The sequence below is a fragment of the Leptolyngbya sp. KIOST-1 genome, from assembly GCF_000763385.1.
GTDB lineage: Bacteria > Cyanobacteriota > Cyanobacteriia > Phormidesmidales > Phormidesmidaceae > Nodosilinea.
Genome location: NZ_JQFA01000004.1, coordinates 1,281,354 through 1,306,031, shown reverse-complemented (window position 1 = coordinate 1,306,031; position 24,678 = coordinate 1,281,354). Strand labels below are relative to the sequence as shown.

At 58.0% G+C, this 24,678-nt stretch carries 37 protein-coding genes; 22 read left to right on the top strand and 15 right to left on the bottom strand.

The features are described from left to right. Positions 1-43: 43 nt before the first annotated feature. From rpmE to ndhN, 13 genes are all read right to left on the bottom strand, one after another. Positions 44-292 (bottom strand): 50S ribosomal protein L31, encoded by a 249-nt coding sequence (gene rpmE / locus NF78_RS22915; protein WP_035991946.1) that lies wholly within the window; start codon positions 290-292, stop codon positions 44-46. Between the two features lie 115 nt (positions 293-407). Continuing rightward, the gene (gene rpsI, locus NF78_RS22910) at positions 408-821 is read right to left on the bottom strand and encodes a 30S ribosomal protein S9 (RefSeq protein ID WP_035991944.1); all 414 of its coding nucleotides are present in this window, start codon (positions 819-821) and stop codon (positions 408-410) included. Then, complete coding sequence (gene rplM, locus NF78_RS22905) at positions 821-1,279, bottom strand: 50S ribosomal protein L13 (protein WP_035991940.1); 459 nt, start codon at positions 1,277-1,279, stop codon at positions 821-823. Before rplM ends, rpsI begins: the two co-directional genes overlap by 1 nt. An 82-nt stretch (positions 1,280-1,361) precedes the next feature. Then, positions 1,362-2,234, bottom strand: a complete 873-nt coding sequence (truA, locus tag NF78_RS22900; RefSeq protein ID WP_035991938.1) for a tRNA pseudouridine(38-40) synthase TruA — start codon at positions 2,232-2,234, stop codon at positions 1,362-1,364. A gap of 57 nt (positions 2,235-2,291) precedes the next feature. After that, positions 2,292-2,642, bottom strand: a complete 351-nt coding sequence (gene rplQ / locus NF78_RS22895; protein ID WP_035991937.1) for a 50S ribosomal protein L17 — start codon at positions 2,640-2,642, stop codon at positions 2,292-2,294. Positions 2,643-2,714: 72 nt separating this feature from the next. Beyond that, a complete protein-coding gene (locus tag NF78_RS22890; RefSeq protein ID WP_035991935.1) occupies positions 2,715-3,662 on the bottom strand; it encodes a DNA-directed RNA polymerase subunit alpha in 948 nt (315 codons plus the stop codon). 61 nt (positions 3,663-3,723) lie between these two features. Continuing rightward, on the bottom strand, positions 3,724-4,116 hold the full coding sequence (rpsK, locus tag NF78_RS22885) for a 30S ribosomal protein S11 (RefSeq protein ID WP_035991933.1): 393 nt from the start codon (positions 4,114-4,116) through the stop codon (positions 3,724-3,726). A 174-nt stretch (positions 4,117-4,290) separates the two neighbouring features. Then, positions 4,291-4,674: a 30S ribosomal protein S13 gene (rpsM, locus tag NF78_RS22880; RefSeq protein WP_035991931.1), complete on the bottom strand. Its 384-nt coding sequence runs from the start codon at positions 4,672-4,674 to the stop codon at positions 4,291-4,293. Between the two features lie 217 nt (positions 4,675-4,891). Then, complete coding sequence (rpmJ, locus tag NF78_RS29980; RefSeq protein ID WP_071527191.1) at positions 4,892-5,005, bottom strand: 50S ribosomal protein L36; 114 nt, start codon at positions 5,003-5,005, stop codon at positions 4,892-4,894. A 181-nt stretch (positions 5,006-5,186) separates the two neighbouring features. Further along, the gene (gene psb27, locus NF78_RS22875; protein ID WP_035991928.1) at positions 5,187-5,588 is read right to left on the bottom strand and encodes a photosystem II protein Psb27; all 402 of its coding nucleotides are present in this window, start codon (positions 5,586-5,588) and stop codon (positions 5,187-5,189) included. Positions 5,589-5,874: 286 nt separating this feature from the next. Continuing rightward, on the bottom strand, positions 5,875-7,782 hold the full coding sequence (locus NF78_RS22870) for a R3H domain-containing nucleic acid-binding protein (protein WP_225885400.1): 1,908 nt from the start codon (positions 7,780-7,782) through the stop codon (positions 5,875-5,877). Further along, the gene (gene ldpA / locus NF78_RS22865) at positions 7,775-9,115 is read right to left on the bottom strand and encodes a circadian clock protein LdpA (protein WP_052050854.1); all 1,341 of its coding nucleotides are present in this window, start codon (positions 9,113-9,115) and stop codon (positions 7,775-7,777) included. The genes NF78_RS22870 and ldpA overlap by 8 nt, the downstream gene beginning before the upstream one ends. A 117-nt stretch (positions 9,116-9,232) precedes the next feature. Beyond that, positions 9,233-9,700 (bottom strand): NAD(P)H-quinone oxidoreductase subunit N, encoded by a 468-nt coding sequence (ndhN, locus tag NF78_RS22860; RefSeq protein ID WP_035991925.1) that lies wholly within the window; start codon positions 9,698-9,700, stop codon positions 9,233-9,235. A 480-nt stretch (positions 9,701-10,180) separates the two neighbouring features. Here ndhN and rplC point away from each other — a divergent pair, with 480 nt between their 5' ends. The 21 genes from rplC (at position 10,181) to infA (ending at position 21,384) form a co-directional block, all read left to right on the top strand. Continuing rightward, entirely contained in the window at positions 10,181-10,816 is a 636-nt protein-coding gene (rplC, locus tag NF78_RS22855; protein WP_035991923.1) for a 50S ribosomal protein L3, read from the top strand. Between the two features lie 66 nt (positions 10,817-10,882). Next, complete coding sequence (gene rplD / locus NF78_RS22850) at positions 10,883-11,515, top strand: 50S ribosomal protein L4 (RefSeq protein WP_035991921.1); 633 nt, start codon at positions 10,883-10,885, stop codon at positions 11,513-11,515. Beyond that, positions 11,508-11,813, top strand: coding sequence for a 50S ribosomal protein L23 (locus tag NF78_RS22845; RefSeq protein ID WP_081972852.1), 306 nt, complete (start codon positions 11,508-11,510; stop codon positions 11,811-11,813). Before rplD ends, NF78_RS22845 begins: the two co-directional genes overlap by 8 nt. 51 nt (positions 11,814-11,864) lie before the next feature. Next, a complete protein-coding gene (gene rplB / locus NF78_RS22840) occupies positions 11,865-12,728 on the top strand; it encodes a 50S ribosomal protein L2 (RefSeq protein ID WP_035991918.1) in 864 nt (287 codons plus the stop codon). Between the two features lie 64 nt (positions 12,729-12,792). Continuing rightward, a complete protein-coding gene (gene rpsS, locus NF78_RS22835) occupies positions 12,793-13,071 on the top strand; it encodes a 30S ribosomal protein S19 (protein ID WP_035991915.1) in 279 nt (92 codons plus the stop codon). Between the two features lie 25 nt (positions 13,072-13,096). Next, positions 13,097-13,456 (top strand): 50S ribosomal protein L22, encoded by a 360-nt coding sequence (rplV, locus tag NF78_RS22830; protein WP_035991913.1) that lies wholly within the window; start codon positions 13,097-13,099, stop codon positions 13,454-13,456. A 70-nt stretch (positions 13,457-13,526) separates the two neighbouring features. Beyond that, positions 13,527-14,258: a 30S ribosomal protein S3 gene (rpsC, locus tag NF78_RS22825; protein ID WP_035991911.1), complete on the top strand. Its 732-nt coding sequence runs from the start codon at positions 13,527-13,529 to the stop codon at positions 14,256-14,258. A gap of 57 nt (positions 14,259-14,315) precedes the next feature. Further along, positions 14,316-14,735, top strand: a complete 420-nt coding sequence (gene rplP, locus NF78_RS22820) for a 50S ribosomal protein L16 (RefSeq protein WP_035991909.1) — start codon at positions 14,316-14,318, stop codon at positions 14,733-14,735. Positions 14,736-14,738: 3 nt separating this feature from the next. Then, positions 14,739-15,011 carry a 50S ribosomal protein L29 gene (gene rpmC, locus NF78_RS22815; RefSeq protein WP_035991907.1) on the top strand — a complete coding sequence of 91 codons (273 nt, stop codon included), beginning with the start codon at positions 14,739-14,741 and terminating at the stop codon, positions 15,009-15,011. A 16-nt stretch (positions 15,012-15,027) separates the two neighbouring features. After that, a complete protein-coding gene (gene rpsQ, locus NF78_RS22810; protein ID WP_035991905.1) occupies positions 15,028-15,279 on the top strand; it encodes a 30S ribosomal protein S17 in 252 nt (83 codons plus the stop codon). A gap of 9 nt (positions 15,280-15,288) precedes the next feature. Beyond that, positions 15,289-15,654, top strand: a complete 366-nt coding sequence (gene rplN / locus NF78_RS22805) for a 50S ribosomal protein L14 (RefSeq protein WP_035991903.1) — start codon at positions 15,289-15,291, stop codon at positions 15,652-15,654. After that, positions 15,654-16,001, top strand: a complete 348-nt coding sequence (gene rplX, locus NF78_RS22800; RefSeq protein ID WP_035991901.1) for a 50S ribosomal protein L24 — start codon at positions 15,654-15,656, stop codon at positions 15,999-16,001. The genes rplN and rplX overlap by 1 nt, the downstream gene beginning before the upstream one ends. Positions 16,002-16,062: 61 nt before the next feature. After that, entirely contained in the window at positions 16,063-16,608 is a 546-nt protein-coding gene (gene rplE / locus NF78_RS22795; RefSeq protein ID WP_035991899.1) for a 50S ribosomal protein L5, read from the top strand. A gap of 26 nt (positions 16,609-16,634) precedes the next feature. After that, complete coding sequence (gene rpsH, locus NF78_RS22790) at positions 16,635-17,036, top strand: 30S ribosomal protein S8 (RefSeq protein ID WP_035991897.1); 402 nt, start codon at positions 16,635-16,637, stop codon at positions 17,034-17,036. A gap of 102 nt (positions 17,037-17,138) precedes the next feature. Continuing rightward, positions 17,139-17,678: a 50S ribosomal protein L6 gene (rplF, locus tag NF78_RS30535; protein WP_035991895.1), complete on the top strand. Its 540-nt coding sequence runs from the start codon at positions 17,139-17,141 to the stop codon at positions 17,676-17,678. A gap of 3 nt (positions 17,679-17,681) precedes the next feature. Next, positions 17,682-18,041 (top strand): 50S ribosomal protein L18, encoded by a 360-nt coding sequence (rplR, locus tag NF78_RS30530; RefSeq protein ID WP_035991893.1) that lies wholly within the window; start codon positions 17,682-17,684, stop codon positions 18,039-18,041. Positions 18,042-18,106: 65 nt separating this feature from the next. Continuing rightward, positions 18,107-18,628, top strand: a complete 522-nt coding sequence (rpsE, locus tag NF78_RS22775) for a 30S ribosomal protein S5 (RefSeq protein WP_035991891.1) — start codon at positions 18,107-18,109, stop codon at positions 18,626-18,628. Positions 18,629-18,664: 36 nt separating this feature from the next. Beyond that, entirely contained in the window at positions 18,665-19,111 is a 447-nt protein-coding gene (gene rplO, locus NF78_RS22770; protein ID WP_035991890.1) for a 50S ribosomal protein L15, read from the top strand. 123 nt (positions 19,112-19,234) lie between these two features. Further along, entirely contained in the window at positions 19,235-20,548 is a 1,314-nt protein-coding gene (gene secY, locus NF78_RS22765) for a preprotein translocase subunit SecY (protein WP_035991888.1), read from the top strand. After that, positions 20,548-21,102: an adenylate kinase gene (locus NF78_RS22760; protein WP_035991886.1), complete on the top strand. Its 555-nt coding sequence runs from the start codon at positions 20,548-20,550 to the stop codon at positions 21,100-21,102. Before secY ends, NF78_RS22760 begins: the two co-directional genes overlap by 1 nt. Positions 21,103-21,159: 57 nt before the next feature. Continuing rightward, positions 21,160-21,384 carry a translation initiation factor IF-1 gene (gene infA, locus NF78_RS22755; protein WP_017297627.1) on the top strand — a complete coding sequence of 75 codons (225 nt, stop codon included), beginning with the start codon at positions 21,160-21,162 and terminating at the stop codon, positions 21,382-21,384. A 20-nt stretch (positions 21,385-21,404) separates the two neighbouring features. Here infA and NF78_RS22750 read toward each other — a convergent pair whose 3' ends face one another. Together NF78_RS22750 and NF78_RS22745 are read right to left on the bottom strand one after the other, a co-directional pair. Beyond that, a complete protein-coding gene (locus NF78_RS22750) occupies positions 21,405-22,448 on the bottom strand; it encodes a DUF1611 domain-containing protein (RefSeq protein ID WP_035991883.1) in 1,044 nt (347 codons plus the stop codon). Further along, the gene (locus NF78_RS22745; protein WP_035991881.1) at positions 22,429-23,484 is read right to left on the bottom strand and encodes a dipeptide epimerase; all 1,056 of its coding nucleotides are present in this window, start codon (positions 23,482-23,484) and stop codon (positions 22,429-22,431) included. Before NF78_RS22745 ends, NF78_RS22750 begins: the two co-directional genes overlap by 20 nt. A gap of 423 nt (positions 23,485-23,907) precedes the next feature. Here NF78_RS22745 and NF78_RS22740 point away from each other — a divergent pair, with 423 nt between their 5' ends. Then, the gene (locus NF78_RS22740; protein ID WP_225885399.1) at positions 23,908-24,501 is read left to right on the top strand and encodes a CHRD domain-containing protein; all 594 of its coding nucleotides are present in this window, start codon (positions 23,908-23,910) and stop codon (positions 24,499-24,501) included. Positions 24,502-24,678 lie beyond the last annotated feature (177 nt).

Sequence of the window (24,678 nt, the reverse complement as noted above, 5' to 3'; positions counted from 1 at the left end):
GGGTTTTAGCCAGGAGTGATGAAACGCCCAACAGCAGGGCCGGCTAAGCGTTGTCGGCAGCCTTATCGCTAGCGGCAGCAGAGGTATCGGTCATGCCATACTTGCGCATGAAACGCTCCACACGCCCCTCCGTGTCAATAATTTTCTGAGTACCCGTGTAGAAGGGATGATTCCCAGACCAGACGTCCACATGCAGCTCAGGCTTAGTGGAGCCAACCGTCATGATCTCCTTACCGTCACAGAAGACCTTGGCTTCGGGGTACCAGGTGGGGTGAATGTCAGACTTTGCCATAGCGGTAATTAAAACAAGGTTTAACGAAAAACAGATTTGCTCGGAAAGCTCTGCAACCTGAACGTTGACCCAAGTTAACGTCCCTTGCAGAGCATCCCAAGCTCCAGGTAATACTCTAACGCTTCGAGAATTGAGGAGCCTTACGGGCTTTCTTCAAGCCGTACTTACGGCGCTCCTTGGCCCGTGGGTCACGGGTGAGGTAGCCCTCAACTTTTAGCGGCTTGCGGTTTTCGGGGTCGAGTTCACAGAGGGCACGGGCTACTCCCAAACGGATGGCATCCGCCTGGCCGGTGAGTCCGCCGCCTTTGACATTGACCAAAATGTCGTAGGAATTTTCTAAACCCAGCACCTCAAGGGGAGCCTTAGTGGCGTTGAGATAGGCGGGGTTGAACTGCAGATAGTCATCCCCAGGGCGCTTGTTGATAGTCAGCTGACCGCTGCCGGGAACCAAACGCACCCTGGCGATAGAGGTCTTGCGGCGACCGGTGCCCCAGTACACAGCCTGTTGAGTTTGATCGGTGGCCTGCATTATTTAGCTTCTCCAGGAATGGTATTTACAACATGGGGGTCAGGGTTTTGGGCCTGGTGAGGATGCTCCGGCCCGGCGTATACTTTGAGCTTGGTGAACTGCTTGCGGCCCAGGGAATTTTTCGGCAACATACCCTTCACCGCCTGCTCAATAATCCGCTCAGGAATGCGGGCCTGAAGCTTGTCGAAGGTCTCTACCTTCATCCCGCCGGGGCGCCCGGAGTGGCGGCGATAGAGCTTGGTTGTGGCCTTACGACCCGTCACCACCACTTTCTCCGCGTTGACCACAACGACGAAGTCCCCGGTGTCCATGTTAGGGGTAAAGGTAGGCTTGTTTTTGCCGCGTAGAATCGTGGCAATTTCGGTGGCTAGCCGTCCCAGGCGCTGACCCTCAGCGTCGATCACGTGCCACTGCTTCTGAACAGAATCGTGGGGGGGAATGTAGGTCTTAGTAGTCATAGCGCTTGAGCTGCCTTTCTTGGATGAACCACGGAGTAAAACAAACTGTGTCAAAAACTGTCTGATCAAACTTGACCCGGTTTCAGGCCACGGCTGACCCCCAGAAGAAATGAGGTTGGGTGTCAAACCACACCTCGGGAGCGAAGGGGGCACTATCATAACCGACCCGGAGCAGACACAACCCCTGGGCGGGGGCAGAGTACCTAACTCGCTGGCGCTGCCGCTGCTGCCAGAGCTGAGTAAACTCTGCTGGCGATAGCTCTCCGCTGCCGACTTTGACAATCAGCCCCATGATCAGCCTTACCATGCCGTACAGAAAGCCCTTTGCCTGAAGCTCGACGGTTAGGAAAGTATCCTGGCGGCGGCATTCAGCTGCCTGGAGGTCTACCCACGAGTGGCTCTTACCCGATCGCGCTCGGTGGAAAGCTGCCATATCGTGGTGACCCACCATGGCATCCAGCGCCACCTGAATCTTGGCCTGATCGAGGTACTGATGGTAGTAGTGCCACACAAAAGGTCGCACAAACAGGTTGGGGCGCGCTTCAGTATACAGAGTGTAGCGGTAGCGCCGCCAGCAGGCCGAAAACTGAGCATGCCAGGTGTCAGGCACCGCCACCGAAGCCCGAATCAGGATGTCCTCTGGGAGGCGGCTGTTGAGCACGTCGGCCCATCGATGCGCCGGGATAAACTCTGGAGCGTCGAAGTGAGCCATCTGAGCGGCGGCATGGACGCCAGTGTCGGTACGCCCTGCCCCACTGAGCCGAACCTCATAGCCCAACACTGAGCGAATGGCCGCTTCAATCTCACCTTGAACGGTGCGAGCATTGGGCTGCCACTGCCAACCGTGCAAATGGGTACCCACATACTGCACCACCAGAGCAATCCGCTGAGTTGCCTGGGCAAACTCGGCGGGCTGGCTCTCCAGGCTGCGCTGTATGGGTGAGGGCTTCGCCATGGGTACGGACAGGGGAAACTAACGAACGGAGGTCGGAGACTAAATCAACAGAGGTACCTAGGTCAGCTCAATGATCGCCATTTCGGAGTTGTCACCCCGGCGGCGCACGGTTTTGACAATGCGGGTGTAGCCGCCATTGCGATCGCCGTAGCGCTCAGTGGCTTGGCTAAACAGGGCGTGCACAAGCTGCTTGTCATAGATGTAGCCCAGCGCCTGACGGCGGGCCGACAGGGAGCCGTCCTTGGCCAGAGTAATCATGCGGTCAGCTTCTTCGCGCACCGCCCTGGCCCGGGCTTTAGTGGTTGTAATGCGACCGTGACGGATAAGCTCCGTGGTCAGAGAGCGGAGTAGAGCCTTACGTTGGTCTGCAGGCTTCCCGAGTTGATGAACGCGACAGCGGTGACGCATGGTACTGAACTTAGATGAACAACATTAAAACAATCGAAAAACCAGGCGAAGGTGCCCGCCTGAACCCGGACACTATGCGGTTTTCGAAGCCTTCTCCAGGGGCAGAGTAATCCCCAGGCGCTCCTGAAGAGCTTCAATCACCTCTTCAGCAGACTTCTGCCCAAAATTCTTGATCTCCAGCAGGTCTTCCTGACTGAAGTCCAGCAGGTCGGCCACCGAGTTGATCTGGGCCCGCTTCAGACAGTTGTAGGCCCGCACAGACAGCCGCAGTTCTTCGATGGGAATTTGATTATTCGGGTCTTCTTCTTTGACCTCTTCGTCAAACTTGGGTTCAAGCGTGACGTCTTTGAGCGGTACAAACAGACTGACTAGAATATCGGCGGCCTGACTCATCGCCTGCTGAGGGGTGATGCTGCCATTGGTCCAGATGTCCATGCTCAGCTGGTCACGCTGCATAGAGCCAGAGACCACGACTTCCTCAACGCTATAGTTGACCTTTTTGACCGGCATAAAGACCGAATCGATCTGAATGAAGTCGAGCGCCGTCGCGTCGTCCTTGCTGCGCTCAACAGCCCGGTATCCCTGACCCCGCTCAATTCTGAACTCCATCTCCAGGGTATGGCCATCGGCAACGGTGGCTACGTACTGCTCGGGGTTGACCACTTCCACCTCGGAGGGTAGCTCAAAGTGCCCGGCGGTTACTCGCGCTGGCCCCTGAACCAGAAGTCGTCCAATTTGAGGCTGATTGGAGTAGCTGCGCAGGACAATCTCCTTCATGTTGAGGAGAATATCGAGGACATCCTCTCGCACGCCAACGATGGTGGAGAATTCGTGGGTGGCACCAGCAATTCTGACGGCTGTAATCGCAATACCTTCTAAGTTAGAGAGCAACACCCGCCTCAGGGCGTTGCCTACGGTGGTTCCCTGACTGCGCTCCAGGGGTTCGATTACAAAACGACCGTACTGGCTCTGGTCGCTTTCAACGACAGACTCTACGCAATCGACATGAAACTGTGCCAAAATCCTGCCTCCCTTAAACCTCGCAATACCCTGTCCACCGATGAAGCTGAGCGCTCAATCCTTAAACTCGACGACGTTTGGGGGGTCGACAGCCGTTGTGGGGAATGGGCGTAACATCGCGGATCAGCGTAATTTCTAACCCCGCCCCTTGAAGCGCACGGATGGCGGTTTCTCGACCGGCTCCGGGACCACTGACCATAACCTCAATTTGGCGCATGCCCTGATCCATGGCCCGCCGTGCCGCACCGTCCGCCGCCGTTTGGGCGGCAAAGGGCGTTCCCTTCTTGGCCCCTTTAAAGCCGCTGGAACCTGCCGAGGCCCAGGAAATTGCTTCCCCTGACTGATCGGTGATGGTGACAATGGTGTTGTTGAACGTCGAGCGAATGTGCGCTACGCCACTGGGGACGTTCTTCTTGCTCTTGCGGGGTCCGGTTTTTCGGGTTGGTTTGGCCATGGTATTGTCACTAAATTCAATGCAAGGAAACTGAAATTAAAAACATTTGGTGTCGGCAAACTGTGAACAGGGCAAGACACCGCTAAACAGTCGGAAAAACTCGCCACAAAGGTCAGCGAGCTTTTAGACCTCAACCCCCAATGGTAGCTGAGGGCGCAAAAAGTAGGACTAACTCTACTTCCGCGGTGCTTTTTTCTTACCGGCCACGGTGCGACGAGTACCACCCCGACGGGTGCGAGAGTTGGTGCGGGTGCGTTGACCGCGCACAGGCAGACCGGCGCGGTGACGCCGCCCCCGGTAGGAGCCGATGTCCATCAATCGCTTGATGTTCATGCTCTCAAGCCGACGCAAGTCACCCTCGACCTGGTAGTCGCTTTCGACCGAATCCCGCAGCTTAGCCACATCGGTGTCGCTGAGATCTTTGACCCGAACGTCAGGATCAACCCCGGTTTTGGCCAGGATTTCCTTTGAGCGAGTCAGACCAATACCGTAGATATAGGTCAGGCCAATTTCAACCCGTTTGTCGCGTGGCAAATCCACGCCTGCTATCCGTGCCACTTAACTATCTCCCCCAAATACTTGGTTTTCACCATACAGCCCGGCAATGGCCAGTTCCTAAAACATGGGCCAATGCCCAAATCCCAGTAAGCCTGTTTGACGCTCGACTCAACTGTAAAAACCGACTGCCTCAGCTAACTAGCTTGCAACGATTCACCGACTTGCTCAACGAGGCCCAGCGCATGATCTTTCCTACCGGAAAAACGCTACTCTGCCCCTACCCCTGCCGTTGCTTATGCTTGGGGTTTGAGCAAATCACCATAACCCGACCGCGGCGGCGGATCACACGGCACTTATCACACATCTTGCGTACAGACGCACGGACTTTCATGTCCAACTCGCACTTCACTACAGAATTGCTATGCTAGCAAACTGAGGTCAAGCCGTCAATTACAAATTTTGTTCTGCGCTGCGTGCCGGGCTGAGGCGTGCGGCGGGTTCAGCGTTAAGCAGCCAACAAAAAACCGCCCGAAGGCGGTTTTGGTCGACGGGATGGATGGATCGCAGGGGAATTAAGCGCCCCGATTGAGGGCGGACTCCACCTGTTTGAGCTCTTGCTCTACTCGGGTCTTGAGTTTTTCGGGCAGGGGGCGGTTGGGGTAGCTGCTGTAGTGACCAGCGATCGCATTCAGGGCCGTCCGCATGGTTGTGAACGAGCTCAAGTTGGCCACTGAGGAATCGCGGCGATAGCGAGAGGCAAAATCGCTGATCACGGCTTTGGCCTGGGCCTGGGCCTCAAGTTTGTTGGGGTCGTCGTCAGGCAGCGCGATCGAGGTTCTAAGGCTGTCGACCAGCATCAGCGTATCCTGGCGGTAGTCGCCGGTGAGCATACCGCTGGTGCCTGCACTGCACCCTGTCAGGCCGATAACGGCCACCAGTACCAGGGCCATAAGACGAGCAATTAAGGATTTCATAGGCTTCTTTGAAAAGGTTCAGGCCGAAGGACAGGCCCCAAAACAGGCGCTACTCCCCCACCACCGACCCTGGACCAGGACGGCGGTGGTGTCAATTCGGTGCCTTTATTCTATAGCGACCTGTGGCCATCGTAGGCTGTGTTTTGCTCCGGGCACTCTGTCCTGGTGCTGATTCAAGCCGGTGATGAGAGGATTTGCCGTCTGGGTTCACGGTTTCGGAGCTGCGGTTCAAGGCCAGCCGTAACGCTACCCCCTACTGCCCCCTCATTGTCAGCCTAACCGACGCCTAAGCTGGATAAATCCGCAGCCGTCGGTTAGGTTCTTCGCCGCAGCTGAGGGATTTGAGTCGGTAGTGCTCCGCCAGCTCGTGCTGCATTTTGCGGATGCGGGCCGAGCGGGGCAGCAGCTCCACCGGCTGCCCCTTGGGAATGACAATTTGCTCTACCGCCAGGCGCGCCTCCTCCAGCGCCTCTAGCTCATCGTCGCCGCCGCTGTGGCTAAACAGCTCCAGATCTACGGCGGCGGGGTTGTCGTCCATGTCCAGCAGCCGCTGGAGGGCGCGGGTGATCTGTGGAATGCTGTTGGACTTAACTAGGTGAACCGGAATTTGCCGCCCCTGGGCCATTTGCTTGAGCTTGGCCTGGGCCTTGGCATGCGATCGCAACGCCAGCACCGCGTCGGCATTGTCCAGATCTTTGGTGACTACGACGGGCATGTGCAGGGTTTGAATTACCCGCTCCAGCTGATGGCGACTGAGACCGTAGGGGTAGAGGCGCATGGCATCTTCCCCGTTGGGACCCACGATGTCGTGGCTGGTGGTGTCCAGCAGATGGGCAAACATGGGGTCGGTGGTGGGTTCGACGCTATAGGGCTGTCCCAGGGGGCGAACGTTGTGGCCACCCAGGGTGCGCTGGGCAATTGTGCCTCCCCCATTCGGCGGTACCATCTGCCCTGCCGCGCGCCAGCCCATACCGCTGCGGCTGGGCTTGGCCACCTCCCGCCCCGAACCAGGCAGCTCATGGGTAATCACCACCTTTTGATTTTCATCCACGGTGCGAATTTGCAACCCCGGCTGGCGTCCCCGCAGCAGGTTGTCGATGGTGACGGTCACATCGTCATGGATGGCCCACCGCTGACGCTCGAGCATTTCTACCGCAATGTCAAAGGTGGGTGGGGCTTTGCGTTCCAGCACGCTTTTCTGGCTGCCCCGGCGGCGGGCTTCCTCATCTCCCAGGGTGACTGACTGAATGCCGCCAATTAGGTCTGAGAGGGTGGGGTTTTTGATCAGGTTCTCAAGCCGATTGCCGTGGGCGGTGCCTACGAGTTGCACCCCCCGCTCGGCAATCGTGCGGGCGGCTAGAGCCTCCAGCTCAGTGCCAATTTCGTCGATGACGATGACCTCAGGCATGTGGTTTTCCACGGCCTCAATCATCACCCGGTGCTGTTCCTCGGGTCGGGCCACCTGCATCCGTCGGGCCCGGCCAATGGCCGGATGGGGAATATCGCCATCCCCGGCAATTTCGTTGGACGTATCGATGATCACCACTCGCTTTTGCAGATCGTCGGCCAGGACGCGGGCAATTTCGCGCAGAGCGGTGGTTTTACCGACCCCAGGGCGGCCCAGCATGAGGATGGAACGACCGGTTTCCACCAGATCGCGAATCATGCCAATGGTGCCAAAAATGGCTCGCCCCACCCGGCAGGTGAGCCCAATCACTTCCCCAGAACGGTTTCGGATAGCGCTGATCCGGTGCAGCGTTTTCTCGATGCCCGCCCGGTTGTCACCGCCAAAGGTGCCCACCCGTTTGATGCAGTGGTCCAGATCAACGTGGGTGACGGGATCTTCAGCAAGATACTCCACGCTGTTATAGAATCGGGCCTCGGGCAGCCGCCCCAGGTCCAAAACGACCTCGATCAGGCTTTGGCGCTGGGGGTGCTGGGTCAGCCGCAGACGAATTGCAGGCGGCAGAATACTCAGCAGCTGATCCAGGTCATCGATGGGAGGGGCTTGGGCAGGAACAGACGGTTGAGGCGCTGTCCCTTCAGGTTCGGTGGGTAAAAAGTCCACGGCGGGATTGGGAGTAGTAGAAATGTCGTTGGCGAGGCTTTTGTTTAGGGCAATGTCGGAGGTGCTGGGGCTGAAATCTTTGGGTAATTGGCTGTTGACGCCGTCACTGTCGCTATAGCTAACCATACCGTGCTGGTAAAAAATGTCTATCTATCCTGGAGGTGGCCAGCTTGAGCTGGTCCACGAGCTGGTGGGCTAGGGCCAGCCCCTGACCTAAGGCACTGTGCTCGAGTCGTTGCCAGGGGGCAACGAGGGCCGCCTCGGGCTCAGACTCGATCCACTGACCACAGGGAGACTGGTTTAGGGAAGCGCGTCCTAACCAGGGCTGAAGTTCGCAGTCAATGGCCTCAATCAGCGGCAGCACCTGCGATCGCCCGTAGCTACCGTAGGCAATACCTGAGATTGTGTTGCGGACTAAGGCTGAATTAGGGGTGGCCATCTCGCCTCTCTGGGGAGATGCCAAACCGCAAAGGGCAATTTCGTTCGGATCAGAAGCAGAAGGCGAGGTGTTTATCAAGCCAAGATCGAGCAACTTACTTACAGTGTAGCCATTGGTGCCGCCAGCGGGTTGCACATAGCCTGGCAACCCAGCCTGCAGGATCTTCTGGGCCAGACGAATGGCCGCATGGGTCGTGCCCTTGCCCAGATCCCCACTCATAGGGCGGCCGTCGGTTTGCCAGATCAAAGGCACCTCTAGAGGAGCCATTAGGTGGTAGAGATCCTGCAAATAGGGCACCACCTGATCGTGGTCAGGGCAGCTAATCGACACCAGCTTGAGGTGGGGTCGCCAGGGCTGAAGCCGCTGCCAGAGTTGCTCAAACTGAGCCTGGTGGCCGGTTTGGGTGTGGATTTCAACGGCATCAATTTGAGCCAGTTGTTCGCCGGAAAACGCCTCTGGCCGGGCCAGATAAGACTGCGCTTCAATGTGGGCTAGCGGGCAGACGGTGATGCAGCGACCGCAGCCATAGCAGAGCTCCGGCTTGACTCCGCCCTGGTGGGCCGCCTGGAACTGAATAGCGGCAGTGGGACATACGGGTTCGCAGGGGCGATCGCAGTCGGGGGGGCAGTGCGCCGCGTCAAAATGGGCCTTGCGAAAGTGGGGATCTTCGCTGTCGTTGAGGCTGACCATCAACCAGGGCAGACCGCTCTGCGCTACACCAAACCCACCGCGGGTCTTTGGAGACGCTGCACGATCGCCCATCTGCCCGGCCAGCCAGAGTGCATCCGCTAGCCCCTGACGGGCGGCGGCCACCACGGCCCCATCGGCGGCCACATCCACACAGTCGACCCCGGCCAGGGCGTAGAGCATCACCAGACGCCGCACCGTTGGCATGTCCTGATAGCTGGCGCCGCAAATAAGCTTCACCCAGTTCCCCGCCTGCAGCGATTGGTAAGGGGATAGAGATGGCTGTCCTAAGGCGTAGCTCCGGGCAGTTCCGGTGGCGGTTTCAGCATTCATGCAGGTGGCAAGTCCTGACAGAGAATAGCCAGCGTTTCTAGGGGCTGCCGTCAGTCAATTAACTGAATGGTTAACTGAACGGTCTAGCGCTACGACGCCGGCGGACTGGGTGGAGAGTTAAACCAGGTTCGCCAGCGGTTCCCAGCTAAAGCTGCGATCGCCTCCCACCTCTACAACCACCTTAGCTCGCGGCTCAATCGTCGGCAGGCTGACTAAGTAGGCCATTTCCTGACGGGACAAAATATGGCCCTCGATTAGCCAGAGCACCATGCCCTTCGCCTTGGGCGACATCGTTTCCAGGCGATAGGTCAGCAGCGGCGGGACAAAGTAGGTGTAACCCACGGCCGCCCCACTGGCGGTGTTCTTCTTGCCCAGGTGGGGCGGGCGCACGCCGTGGACAGCGGTCAAATAGGAGGAAATATCCCCCAACCCCCGGGCCGTCAGCTTGAGAATTTCATAGCCCCTGGCCTTCAGACGACGCTCATAGCGACCTTCAAACCCGCCTTCTAGAGGCATACGTACGGCGATCGCGCCGTTGCTCTCCAAGTCTTTCATAAACGGTTTGCCAGTCGTTAGCAGCGCCATAGTTGCCCTCGGCCAAACAATATCAGGTGTCATTGTACTGCCTTAGCAGCGAGAGTAACCTCAGCCAGAGGCACCCCGCCGCCTTAATTAATTATTATCTGCTGTAGGGGATAGCACTGGGCTCACAAAACTTTTTAGAGAAAAGGTATAGACAGATTCAAAATAGGGCTGTACCATAGTAAATCGCCGACAAAAAGGATACTGAGTGGTTCAATGAGCTACCCAAGTCCTGGCATTTAGCTGTTCTGAATACCGTGTCGCCGCCCATGGGTGCGAGATTGACCCAGGGGTCGTCAACGGAAAGCCAGTCAGATCAAGCTAGTTTTCTTTTGAATCGTGACCGATCTGTATCGGTAGCGCTCACCCCGGTGAGTTTCTCCAGTTTGGGGTGTTCAAAAGTCGATGTCGTTGTGGATGCGCAAAGCTCTCAACTCAGAGAGTCCTGCGCATTTCGTAGTGTGTTAATAGGGAGACAGGGCCGTGGCAGTCGGTATTCTCGGCAAAAAACTGGGCATGACCCAGATATTCGATGAGGCAGGTAACGCCATCCCCGTAACGGTGGTTCAGGCCGGTCCCTGCGTGGTTACCCAAATCAAAACCTCGGATACCGACGGCTATGCCGCCGTCCAGCTTGGTTTCGACGAGGTCGCTGAGAAGGCGCTGAACAAACCTGAGCTAGGTCATTTGGCCCGCTCGAGCAGCGCTCCGCTGCGCCATCTGAAAGAGTATCGAGTCGATGCTGCCGATGGGTTTGAGCTGGGTCAGACCGTTACCGCCGAGGCCTTCAGCGCCGGGCAGCTGGTGGATGTCACCGGCAAGAGCATTGGTCGCGGCTTTGCCGGCTACCAGAAGCGCCATAACTTCCGCCGTGGCCCTATGGCCCACGGTTCTAAGAACCACCGGCTGCCCGGTTCGACCGGTGCCGGCACCACCCCCGGTCGGGTCTATCCCGGCAAGCGGATGGCGGGTCAGTACGGCAACACCAAGGTGACGATTCGCAAGCTGCAGGTGGTGCGGGTGGACAGCGATCGCAACCTGCTGCTGATCAAAGGCGCTATCCCCGGCAAGCCCGGTGGGTTACTGAGCATTGCCCCGGCTAAGTGGGTCAAAGCTTAAGTCGCAGAGTACGTAAGCAGTTCAGGCCTTTGGGCATTCAAAGCTTTTTAGGGATAGGTTCAGACAATGGTTGATTGCGTCATCAAAAACTGGGAGGGCGAGGAGGCAGGCACCGCATCCTTAGATCTTCAGGTTGCCAAAGAGGAATCGGCCTCTCATATCGTCCACCGTGCACTGGTTCGACAAATGAACAATGCCCGCCAGGGAACGGTGTCCACCAAGACCCGGGCCGAGGTCAGCGGCGGTGGTCGCAAGCCCTGGCGGCAGAAGGGTACCGGGCGGGCTCGCGCCGGTTCTAACCGTTCCCCTCTGTGGCGCGGTGGTGGCGTTATCTTTGGCCCCAAACCTCGCGACTACAGCGTCAAAATGAATCGCAAAGAGCGCCGCCTAGCGCTGCGAACTGCGCTCCAGAGCCGGGTTGACGACATGGTAGTGGTTGAGAGCTTTGAAAATAAATTCTCTCGGCCCAAGACCCGCGAACTGCTTGATGCCATGGCTCGCTGGGGGCTTGAACCCAACGCCAAAATTCTACTGATCATCGCTGAGCGTCAGGAACTGGTCTACCTTTCGGCCCGCAACCTTGAGAATGTCAAGCTGATCACCGCTGCCAATCTCAATGTTTACGATCTGCTAACGGCCGACCATCTGGTTGTTACGTCCACAGCGCTTGAGGCTATCCAGGAGGTTTACAGTGATTAATGCCGCCAATACCCCATCCCTGGCCGACCTGATTCGTCGACCGCTGGTGACCGAAAAGGCCACCCTCCTGCTCGAAAACGATCAATATGTGTTTGAGGTTGATCCCCGCGCCAACAAGTTGCAGATCAAGGCGGCGATTGAAGAGCTGTTCGACGTCAAGGTGGTTGCGGTGAACACCTACAACCCCCCCAAGAAAAAGCGTCGGATGGGCCGCTTCGTGGGCAACCGTCCCCACTACAAGCGATCTGTGGTCACCCTGGCCCCAGGCAATTCCATTCCCCTTTTCCCCGACCTGTAATCAGGTTCAGATTTCTCAGCCGTTTTTGCCGTGTAGCCAGCAAGTATTTCCATGGGCATCCGTTCTTACCGACCTTACACCCCAGGCACGCGTGAGCGAACCGTCTCTGAGTTCGCCGAAATCACCCGCAGTGAACCTGAAAAGTCGCTGACTCGCTCCAAGCATCGTCCCAAGGGACGCAACAATCGGGGCGTCATCACCTGCCGTCACCGGGGCGGTGGCCACAAGCGCCTTTACCGGGTGGTGGATTTTCGTCGCGACAAGCTGGGCGTACCCGCCAAGGTTGCCTCCATTGAGTACGACCCCAACCGCAACGCGCGGATTTCGCTGCTCCATTACGAGGACGGTGAGAAGCGGTATATTCTCTGCCCGACTGGACTAACCGTTGGCAGCACGGTGGTCTCGGGTCCAGACTCTCCCCTGGAAGTGGGCAACGCCCTGCCACTTTACAAAATTCCCCTGGGCACCACGGTGCACAACGTCGAGATGCAGGCCGGCAAGGGCGGGCAGATGGTGCGCTCCGCTGGAGCAGGGGCACAGGTCGTGGCCAAAGAGGGCGATTACGTCACCCTCAAGCTGCCCTCCACCGAGGTGCGTATGGTGCGTCGGGAATGCTACGCCACCATTGGCCAGGTGGGCAATGCTGACGTTCGCAATGTCAGCCTGGGTAAGGCCGGACGCAAGCGCTGGCTCGGTCGCCGCCCTGAAGTTCGCGGCAGCGTCATGAACCCGGTCGACCACCCCCACGGCGGTGGCGAGGGTCGTGCCCCCATCGGTCGCTCAGGTCCGGTTACTCCCTGGGGTAAGCCAGCACTGGGCTACAAAACCCGCAAGAAGAACAAGGACAGCGATAAATACGTGGTGCGTCGCCGCCGTCGCGTGTCCAAACGGGGTCGCGGCGGTCGTAACGCCTAGCGTTACCTCCAGATATTCTGTCTTGGTTGGCTGTTTCTTGAACTGTTATTGGCGCTGAAGCATCATGTCTCGCTCATTGAAAAAGGGTCCTTTTGTGGCCGACCACCTGCTGTCCAAAATTGAGGCCCTCAACACCAAGGGGGACAAGCAGGTGATCAAAACCTGGTCGCGGGCTTCAACGATTTTGCCCCAGATGATTGGTCACACCATTGCAGTACATAATGGCCGTCAGCATGTGCCGGTCTATGTCACTGAGCAGATGGTGGGCCATAAGCTAGGTGAATTTGCTCCCACGCGAACCTTTCGCGGCCACGCTAAGACTGATAAAAAAGCTCGTCGTTAGGTATTAGGTAAGAGGAACTGGTGAAATGGCTGTAGATACCTCAGAGCAGGTTAAAGCGGTGGCTCGCTACGTGCGCATGTCACCCCGCAAGGTGCGCAGAGTGCTTGACCAAATTCGGGGCAAAAGCTATCGGGATGCGCTGATCATCCTGGAGTTCATGCCCTACAAAGCCTGTGAACCCATCATCAAAGTGCTGCGCTCGGCGGTCGCCAATGCGGAACACAACAATGGGCTAGACCCGGCGGGTTTGGTGGTGAGTGAAGCTTTCGCTGATGCTGGACCGTCCCTGAAGCGGTTCCGTCCTCGGGCCCAGGGCCGCGCTTACCAAATTCGCAAGCCAACTTGTCACATCACCATTGCTGTTGCTCCAGGCGCCGAGCCTTAGTGCGCTCAGTTCATCGATACCGCCGTTCAAACATCAGTCTTTAAAGCACCAAATTCCAGAGGGTTAGTTCGTGGGACACAAGATTCATCCAACCGGATTTCGCCTTGGCGTAGTTCAAGAGCACCGCTCTCGCTGGTTTGCCGAGGGAACTCGCTATCCTGACTTGCTGCAGGAAGACTACCGCATTCGCGAGTACGTTCAAAAAACCTTGAGCAACGCCGGTATTGCGGATATTCGCATCGAACGCAAGGCCGATCAGATCGATCTTGAGGTACGCACGGCCCGCCCTGGGGTAGTGGTCGGTCGCGGTGGTGCTGGTATCGAAGCCCTGCGGGTGGGTGTACAGAAGCTGCTCAAAGACTCCAGCCGTCAGATTCGCGTCAACGTGGTTGAGGTGAATCGGGTTGATGCCGACGCCGCTTTGGTAGCGGAGTACATCATTCAGCAGCTGGAGCGTCGAGTTTCGTTCCGGCGGGTTGTCCGCCAGGCCATTCAGCGGGCTCAGCGGGCTGGGGTGGAGGGCATCAAGATCCAGGTCAGTGGTCGCCTGAATGGCGCTGAAATTGCCCGGACGGAGTGGACTCGCGAGGGTCGGGTGCCCCTTCATACCCTGCGGGCTGATGTTGACTACGCTTACACGACGGCCCAAACCACCTACGGCATTTTGGGGGTCAAGGTGTGGATCTTCAAGGGTGAGATTATTCCTGGCCAGGAGGAAGCTCCGGTGGCTCCCAGCGCCCAGCCCCGGCGACGCCAGCCCCGGCGGCGGCCGCAGTTTGAGGACCGCTCTAACGAAGACTAGAGCCTGCCCCGCGTTTCTTTGATTAACTTTGACCTGTGACTTCACGAGTGCCGATCCATGCTTAGTCCAAAACGAACTAAATTTCGCAAGCAGCACCGCGGGCGTATGCGCGGAATGGCTCAGCGGGGTAGCGACATCAACTTTGGGGATTTCGCCCTCCAGGCTACGGAGCCCTGCTGGCTGACCTCTCGTCAGATTGAGGCGGCTCGTCGAGCGATGACTCGCTACGTACGACGGGGCGGCAAGATCTGGATTCGTGTGTTTCCTGACAAGCCTGTGACCATGCGTCCGGCGGAAACCCGGATGGGTTCGGGTAAAGGCAACCCCGAATTCTGGGTGGCTGTGGTAAAACCAGGCCGCATCGTCTTTGAAATTGCCGGGGTGCCCGAAGCGACCGCTCGCGAGGCTATGCGCCTTGCCGCCTTTAAGCTGCCCTTCAAGACCAAGTTCATTGCGCGCGACAGCAAGGAGGCATAGGCTATGGCACTGTCAAAAATCAAAGAGGCCCGCAGTCTCAGTGATGACGAATTGCTGACGACGATCGCCGAGGTCAAGCGTGAGCTATTTCAACTGCGTTTCCAAAAAGCCACCCGGCAGCTGGATAAGCAAAATCACCAGTTCAAGCATGCTCGCCACCGCCTGTCTCAGCTGATGACGGTTCAGCGGGAGCGCCAGATAGCGGCCTTAGAAGACGAGATGACGGCCCAAGCCAACGCTGTGGCTGCGTCCACAACAGAATCGGTATCAGTGTAGGGAATAGGTGAAGCAGATGGCGGTCAAAGAACGAGTGGGGATGGTGGTCAGCAACAAGATGGATAAAACCGTCGTGGTTGCTGTGGAGAGTCGGACATCCCATCCCAAGTACGGCAAGATTGTGGTGCGAACCAAGCGCTACAAGGCCCACGACGAGGAGAATACCTGCCAGGAAGGTGATCGGGTGCGGATTCTTGAAACTCGTCCCCTGAGCCGAACCAAACGCTGGGTGGTAGCTGACATTGTTAATCGCGCGGCAGACGCATAGGGGGAGATTGTGATTCAGCAAGAATCGTACTTAAACGTGGCAGATAACAGCGGAGCCCGGAAGCTCATGTGCATTCGTGTGCTGGGTGGGAACCGTCGCTACGCTGGTGTCGGTGATGTGATTATCGCCGTGGTCAAGGATGCCCTGCCCAACATGGGGGTTAAGAAATCAGACGTGGTACGGGCCGTGGTCGTGCGCACTAAGAAGGGCCTGCGCCGCAGCAGTGGCATGAGCATTCGCTTCGATGACAACGCTGCTGTGATCATCAACCAGGACGGCAACCCCAAGGGTACCCGGGTGTTTGGCCCGGTTGCCCGTGAACTGCGCGACAAAAACTTTACCAAGATCGTGTCGCTGGCACCGGAGGTTCTCTAATGGCAATAACATCTAAGACACCCGTGCGCCACAAGGTGCATGTGCGTAAGGGAGATACCGTTCAGGTGATTGCTGGCCGCGATCGCGGCAAGGTGGGCGAGGTGCTCTCGGTCATTCCCAAGACCAGCCAGGTGATTGTGCAGGGCGTCAATATTCGCACCAAGCACGTCAAGCCGCAGCAGGAAGGGGAATCGGGGCAAATTGTCACCCAGGAAGCGCCGATCCACAGCTCTAACGTCATGCTGTACTCGGAAAAGGAAAAGGTGGCCAGCCGGTTTGCCTACACCTACACCGAAGACGGCCGCAAGGTGCGGAAGCTGAAAAAAACCGGAGAAATCATCGACTAGGCCTCTAGCCGACCCACACCTCTAGTCCTGACCAAGCCCAGGAAAGCAGAAGAAACGACCCATGACCGACCAGCTCAAGACCATATATAAAGACACCGTAGTACCTAAACTGATGGAGCAGTTTAAGTACGAGAACATCCACCAGGTCCCCAAGGTGGTCAAGGTGACCGTCAACCGGGGATTGGGAGAAGCCTCTCAGAACGCCAAAGCACTGGAGTCATCCCTCAGTGAACTGGCTTTGATTACCGGACAGCGCCCGGTGGTCACCCGCGCCAAGAAAGCGATCGCCGGTTTCAAAATCCGCCAAGGCATGCCCGTAGGGGTGATGGTTACCCTGCGTTCTGACCGCATGTACGCCTTTCTCAATCGCCTGATCAACCTGACCCTGCCCCGGATTCGCGACTTCCGCGGGATCAGCCCCAAGAGCTTTGACGGGCGCGGCAACTACACCCTGGGCCTGCGGGAACAGCTAATCTTTCCTGAAATTGACTACGACAGCATCGACCAAATCCGCGGTATGGATATCACCATCGTGACTACCGCCAGCACCGATGAAGAAGGCCGAGCGCTACTCAAGGAATTGGGTATGCCGTTCCGTGACAACTAACACAGGTTTATACGCGTACTAGAACTATGGCTGCTAACGACACAATTGCGGATATGTTGACTCGCATCAGGAATGCGAATCTAGCGCGGCACCAAACCGTGGGCATTCCTTCTACCCGGATGACCCGGAGTATTGCCAAGGTGCTTAAGGAAGAAGGCTTCATCACGGACTACTCTGAGACGACCGTCGAGGAACGGCCTCAGTTGGTGGTTGCCCTCAAGTACAAGGGCAAAACGCGTCAGCCCATCATTCGTAATCTCACCCGCGTTAGCAAGCCCGGTCTGCGCGTGTACTCCAATCGGAAAGAGTTGCCTCGGGTGTTGGGCGGCATTGGCATCGCCATCGTGTCCACCTCCAGTGGCATCATGACCGATCGCGATGCTCGCCGTCAGGGCATCGGTGGAGAAGTACTTTGCTATGTCTGGTAGGTCAGCGTAGGTAGCCAGGGCGATTTGACGAGCCTGTGTCAAAGCCCAACGGAAAGGCGTCAAGGGCGTTATCGAGTGCTAAGGATTTAGGAGTTTTGCATCATGTCACGTATTGGCAAGCGGCCAATCCCAGTTCCGGCTAAGGTGTCAATCACGATTGACGGTCAGGATGTTCAGGTCAAAGGACCCAAGGGCGAGCTGTCTCGCACTTTGCCCAGCGGTGTGGTCGTCGTTCAAGAGGGCGATACTGTACTGGTGAATCGGCGGGACGACTCCCGGCTGGCTCGGGAGCGGCACGGCCTTTGCCGCACCCTGGTCGCTAACATGGTTGAAGGCGTCGCCAACGGATACCAGAAGCGTTTAGAAATTCAGGGCATTGGCTATCGGGCACAGGTGCAGGGCCGCAACCTCAACCTCAGCCTGGGCTATAGCCACCCCGTCGTGTTTGAGCCCCCAGCGGGGATCGAATTTGCCGTTGAAAACAATACCAACGTCATCGTCAGCGGTATCGACAAAGAGTTGGTTGGCAACATCGCCGCCAGTATTCGGGCCAGCCGTCCCCCCGAGCCTTACAAAGGCAAGGGTGTGCGCTACGCCGGAGAGCAGGTCAGACGTAAGGCCGGTAAGTCAGGGAAGAAGTAAGCCATGAAAGCAAGTCGTAAAGAATTAACCCGTCGCCGTCACGCCCGCATTCGCCGCCGCGTGTTTGGCACCCCTGAGCGGCCTCGCCTGGCCGTCTTTCGCTCGAACCAGCACATCTACGCCCAGATTATTGACGATACGGCCCATCACACCCTGGTGGCGGCCTCGACCGTTGAGCCCGACGTGTTAAAAGACGAGTCGGGGGCGACTCAGGAGTCGGCTGCGGTTGTGGGCAAGCTGGTGGCTGAACGGGCCTTAAAGGCAGGCATCACCCAGGTTGTCTTCGATCGGGGCGGCAAGCTATATCACGGGCGAGTGGCTGCTCTGGCCGACGCAGCTCGGGAAGCTGGCTTGAGCCTCTAGGTTTTACGCCGTCAGTTGCAAATCGAAAACACCTAATTCTGTTGATGTAAATAAGGCTGGGGAAAATGGCAAACCGTCGCAAAGAAGCGCGTACCAAAGAGAAAAAAACCGACTGGCAGGAGCGCGTCGTTCAGATTCGCCGCGTTACTAAGGTTGTGAAGGGGGGTAAAAAGCTCAGCTTCCGGGCCATCGTTGTCGTCGGTAACGAGAAAGGCCAGGTCGGCGTCGGCGTCGGCAAGGCTGGGGATGTAATTGGCGCAGTCAAGAAGGGCGTGGCCGACGGCAAGAAGCATCTGGTCGATGTCCCCCTGACCCGCTCTTACTCCATTCCCCATCCCTCCAACGGCATTGGTGGGGGTGCGAAAGTGTTCATGCGCCCAGCGGCCCCCGGTACTGGGGTAATTGCTGGGGGCGCTGTCCGCACGGTGCTGGAGCTGGCTGGCGTTCGCAACGTGCTGGCCAAGCAGCTGGGGTCCAACAACCCGCTCAATAATGCTCGTGCCGCTGCGGATGCCCTGGCCTCTCTACGCACCTTTGCAGAAGTGGCCGAAGAGCGGGATATTCCGGTCGAAAATCTGTACGTTTAATTCCTTTCGGTATCGCTGTTTCTATTTTCCTCAGCCATGAGAATCAACGACGCACAACCACAAGCAGGCTCTAAGCACCGCCGTCGCCGCGTCGGTCGCGGTATTTCGGCCGGGCAGGGCGCTAGCTGCGGCTTCGGCATGCGAGGCCAAAAATCGCGCTCGGGGAGCGGTACCCGCCCCGGCTTTGAGGGTGGCCAAATGCCGCTCTACCGCCGCATCCCCAAACTCAAGCATTTCCCTCTGGTCAACCAGAAGCAGTACACCATTATTAACCTCAAGAGCCTAGCTGACCTGTCGGCGGGCACGGACGTTTCGCTGGAGTCGCTGCTAGAAGCTGGCATTTTGACGACCAACGATGGCCCGCTCAAGGTATTGGGTGACGGCGAACTGAGTGGAGCTTTGAACGTCAGGGCGGCGGCTTTTACCCAGTCAGCCAAGGAAAAGATCGAGCAGGCTGGCGGCACCTGGGAAGTGGTCGCCTAGCGAGATAGTTCTCCCATCCCTTAGACTGGATTGAGGGATGTATCTGTGGCAACCATAAAGAGGCAACCACGGATACGAACTGCCGCTAATTTATAGCTAAACGTAGGGCTGAGGTACTGTTGCATGGTCGTAAGTCGGGGTAAAAATCCCAGCGCACAGGAAACATTTATGCAGATGGCGCAGGCCGCTGGCTTGCGCAGTCGTCTGCTGGTCACCCTGGGGCTGCTGGTACTGGTTAGATTGGGGATTTTTATTCCAGTACCGGGAATTGACCGTCAGGCGTTTGCTGCCTCGATTCAGTCGGGCAGTCTGGCGGGCTTTGTGGGGTTTTTAGACATTTTTGTCGGAGGTGGACTCTCGGCCCTGGGTATTTTTGCCCTTGGGATTTTACCCTTCATCAATGCCTCGATCATCATGCAGCTGCTGACCGCAGCTCTGCCTCAGCTGGAAGATCTGCAAAAGAATGAAGGTGAGGCCGGGCGACGCAAAATCTCCCAGATCACTCGCTACGTAGCCCTGGGTTGGGCCATTTTGCAGAGTACGCTACTGGCCTCATTTTTGCTGTATCAGTTTGCGGCGGTTCCCGGACCGGCGTTTATTGCCCAGACGGTAATTGCCCTAACCGCAGGCTCGATGTTTGTGATGTGGGTAGGTGAGCTAATTACCGAGCGTGGCATTGGTAACGGGGCTTCGCTGCTGATCTTTTTGAACATTGTGTCCACTCTGCCTCGCTCCCTGGGGCAAACCATCGAGCTGGCTCAGAGTGGCGATCGCGGCCTGGTCGGCGGCGTCATTATTCTGATGCTGGCCTTTCTGGCCATGATTGTCGGCATTGTCTTTGTGCAGGAGGGCACTCGCCGCATTCCGATTATCTCTGCCCGTCGCCAGGTGGGCCGTAAGCTCTACCTGGAGCAGAGCAACTATCTGCCTCTGCGGCTCAACCAGGGCGGCGTCATGCCGATTATTTTTGCCTCGGCAGTGCTGGTTCTGCCCATTTCGTTGACTCAGTACGTCACGAATCCGGCCTTTAGCCAGTTCGTCAACAACTACCTGAACCCAACCTCCTGGTTCTACGTGTCGTTGTACCTGGTGTTGATTCTCTTCTTTAGTTACTTCTACTCGTCACTGGTAATGAACCCCGACGATGTGTCGCGGAACCTGAAGAAAATGGGGGCCAGTATCCCCGGCATTCGCCCCGGCAAGGCGACTACGGAGTATATCAGCCGCATTCTGAATCGGCTGACCTTTCTGGGGGCTATTTTCCTGGGGATGGTTGCGGTGGTGCCCAGCGCGGTCGAAAGCCTGACCCGAGTACAGACCTTCCGGGGCTTTGGGGCGACTTCGCTGCTGATTTTGGTCGGTGTTGCTATTGATACTGCGAAGCAGATCCAGACCTACGTGATTTCTCAGCGCTACGAAGGAATGGTGAAACAGTAGTGACGCGACTTATCTTTCTAGGCCCCCCAGGGGCGGGTAAGGGAACCCAGGCTGCGTTGCTAGCTGCGGATTGCGGTGTACCGCACATCTCCACCGGGGATATTCTGCGATCGGCGGTGGCGGCGGGGAGTGAGTTAGGGCAAAAAGCTGACCACTTCATGAGTTCTGGAGAGCTCGTGCCGGACGAACTCATCCTCGACTTAATTGAGGAGCGTTTGGCGCAGGAGGATGCTCAAAAGGGCTGGCTCCTCGACGGTTTCCCTCGCAATGTTCCCCAGGCGGAGTTTTTGCAGAAGCTGCTGGAGCAGATTGAGCAGCCCACTGATTTTGTGATCAACCTCGATGTGGAAGATGCGGTGATTGTGGCTCGGCTGCTGCAGCGAGGCCGCAAGGATGACGAGGAGTCAGTCATTTTGCATCGGCTGGAGGTCTATCGTCAACAGACAGAACCGCTGGTTGAGTTCTACCGCAGTCGGCAGCAGCTGGTGTCGGTGGACGGGAATCAGACCATGGAAGCCGTGCATACCGACCTCAAGCGCCTGGTAATCGAGTAGGGGCTGGGGTTATGCTGGAATTGCAGTCTGTCGATTTGTACTTAGGGAGAAGTTAGCTTGTCTAAGCAAGACCTAATCGAAATGGAGGGAACCATTACCGAGTCGTTGCCGAACGCGATGTTCCGGGTTGACTTGGACAATGGCTTTAATGTGCTGGCCCACATTTCAGGTAAGATTCGCCGCAACTACATCAAAATTCTGCCGGGCGATCGCGTCAAGGTAGAGCTTACCCCTTACGACCTGACTAAGGGCCGCATCACCTATCGTTTGCGTAAGAAGTAGCTGCACCAACCGTAGCTGACCTAAGCCAAAATCGGTGCCAATAGTTTTTCAGCCCCTGTACGGAAGATGTCTGCACAGGGCAACTTTGTTTGGGCCTCAGTCTCCTGGACAGCCGCTTCGGCTTCGCTGGCGCTGAGGTGGCCGGTGTTGAGGGCGATTGCCACCACCCTGGCCGGGTAGAAGGCTCCCGCCGCCGCGGTGACCTGTTCGTAGAGCGCCACTACGCTGGGTAGGTCGGGAATTTTCACCCTTGGAAAGTTTTGAATGTGGCGCTGCCCAGCCCGATGCACCAGCACCAGATGGGTGGGCTGGGTGCCCCGCAGCAGGGGCAGAGTTGCGGTCGATGCAGGGTTGAGCAGGGACCCCTGCCCCTCGACAAAAATAAAATCGTGATGGGGGCCATGGCGCATAAGCTGCTGCTCGATCGCCCCAGAGGCGTAGTCGACTCGAATCGCGTCTAGGGGCACACCGTCATCCCCCAGCATCAGGTTGGTCTGCCCGGTGGCGATCACCTTGGAGCGCAGCCCCCGCTGAAGGCAGGCGTGGTGCAGGGACAGGGTGGCGGACATTTTGCCCACCGACATATCGGTGCCCACGGTCAGAATGCGCTTGCAGGCTAGCTGGCTGGCCTGACCGCTGCCGACGGTGAGCCCCTCTGGCTCCCGCCGCACATCCCAAATCCACTGGTAGGGCCTGAGCCAGGGCTGGAGGGCTGGATGCTCGGCCATCGGGGTATGCAGACCGTTGACAATGCTGAGCCCGGCTTTGACGGCCTGCTCGATTTCCTGAAACCAGGCTTCGGGCAGCTTGCCGCCGGAGGGAGCGATGCCGATGGCCAGAACATCGGGGGTAAAAGTGAGCGCCTCGGTCAGGGACTCGACGATGGGAATGGGTTTGTCAATGCCGGTCAGCCCCACCAGCGATCGCCCCGCCGCCCGGTAGTCAATCACCGCGACGATGGGGGACTGGCTGAATCGCAGCATAGACAGCCCAGTTTTGCCCATGGTGCTCTGGGTGCCTTCGTGCATGAGTAGGGCAATGCGGCTATCGGGCGTGAGGTGCATAGTCGAGTCCAAGTCCAGGGTTGCTAGGGGGAATCAGTCGCCCGTGGGTGAGGGAAAGGCCCGTAAAGGGATCGTCGCGGAGGTTGAGGTGGCTGTCGAGGTCGAGGTAGTTGGCCAGGGGCGAGAGCTGAGCCATGGCCCCGTTGGCCAGGCTGCTATCGGAATAGCAGCCAAACATGACCTGTAGACCGCAGGCCTGGGCCGTGTGGATCATCCTCAGGGCCTCGGTCAGGCCGCCCGCTTTCATTAGCTTAATGTTAATGCCGTCCACCCCATTCGCCAGGGCAGGAATATCGGCACTGTCAAAGCAGCTTTCGTCCACAAAGATGGGCAGCGGAGCCTGCTGCTTGAGGACGGCCAGATCGGCGTTTTGACTCACCGGCAGGGGCTGTTCGAGGTGGGTGACGCGGCGATCGCCCAGCCACTGGGCCATAGCGATGGCTTCGTTTAGGGTCCAGCCACCGTTGGCGTCCACACTGAGGCTGATGTCAGTGGGAACGTGGTCATAAATAGCCTGAAACATGGCTCGATCAGCCTCAATACCCTCAGGACTGCCCAGCTTAATTTTCAGGGCGCGGGCGGAGGTCTGCTGTAGCCAATCCTGCGATCGCTGCTGGGCCGCCGTCGGGGACGAAATGCCGACGGTGACCGAGGTGGGCTGAATGCGGTCCAGATCTAGCCCCAGCAGTCGCCAGATCGGCTGCCCAACGGCTTTGCCGTACCAGTCCCAGAGCGCAACATCCAGGGCCGCGCGGCTGGCGGACTGAAGGGATAACTCTGCCGCTACGGCGGCAATGGCCTGGCGGTTGGCGGGATGAACGTGGGCGATCGCCCCCTGCAGGCAAGCCATATCGTCCTGGAGCATCTCCAGGGTTTGGCGGTGGGTGCCGATGGAAAACGGAGCCGCTTCGCCCCAACCCTCGATGCCCTCAGCGCTGAGCCTGAGCCAGAGGTTGGTGGACTGAGCCGTGGTGCCGCGACTGATGGTGAGCGGGACTCGTTTGTGGACGGTAAACGGTTGGCAGGCAAGCTTCATGGGGGGCAGACAGGGAACAGGCTACGTGTAGCGCGGTTTGGCACAGCGCTGCTGGGGCTTTTGGGTATAGCGCTTTTGAACGGCGATTTTACCGTGTCTTGCCCTATTTGGAATGCCTTGGCCAGATCTATAGCGATGGCCGTTGCGCTAAGAACATTGGCCTTTCCCAAAGGGAAAAACTGGAGCGGCGCAATGGCCTATAGCTATTGCTTTAGGGGCATTGGTCACGTCCTGACGGTTCTGGCGATGGCTATACCAGGGGCGTTCAGCGGTCTGCATCCAAATTCCAAGGGTTTGCGTACTACCTGTAGGTTCTGCCCTGGCGGAACTGACAGTCATTTAGCAACTTGTTTGGATGGGATAGCAATGTTTACCGCACGGAAAAACTGGCGCAATAGTTTAATCGTCCTGGCCACCTGCCTGATGGTCCTTTTCCTGTACTCTCCGCTGGTCAGCCGAGGGGTGGCCCAATCGCCCCTGGGGGCTCCCAGGGCGACCCTGGCTGCCCCCGCTGAAGCGAGCTTTGCGGTGGGGCAACAGCTGGATGCCAACCTGGCGGCGGCAACGGCTCCTCTGCTGGCCCAGGGCCCGTCTTCGGGCTCCATTGTCACCTACATAGCCATGCTCAGCAGCCAGAATGTAGTGCCCAACGCACCGATGACCGAGGCCCGGGGGGTTGTTGGTGCGGCGCTGGCGGGCGATCGCCTGGTGGTACGGGGCAGCTTTCGGGAACTGTCCAGCGCCCTGAGGGACTATGCCACCGATCCCGTCGATCCCCCCAACCCCAACATCACCTCCGCCTTCCACATCCACCGGGGTAGCCCCAGCGAGAATGGGCCGTTCCAGTACGCCCTGGAGGTCACGATGAACAGCACCGGCCGGGGCGGTAGCGCCACGGGCGACTACAGGCTGACCCCGGAGCAGATTCAGGCGCTGCAAAATGGCCTGCTGTACGTCGATCTGCACACCACTCGCAATCGGGGTGGTGAGCTGCGTGGCATTCTGATGCCAGCTTAGGGATTGTTAACCTAAAACCCCTTACAAAACCCGGTTTGGGGCCAGCCGCAACGCCTCAAACCGGGTTTCCTACCCTCCTTAACCAAGGCCGCTGACAGGGTTCGCGGTTCTTTGGGATTGCAATAGTGGTGACTGGATGAGATAGCAATAGACACAAATCATGGCATTGTATAGAAC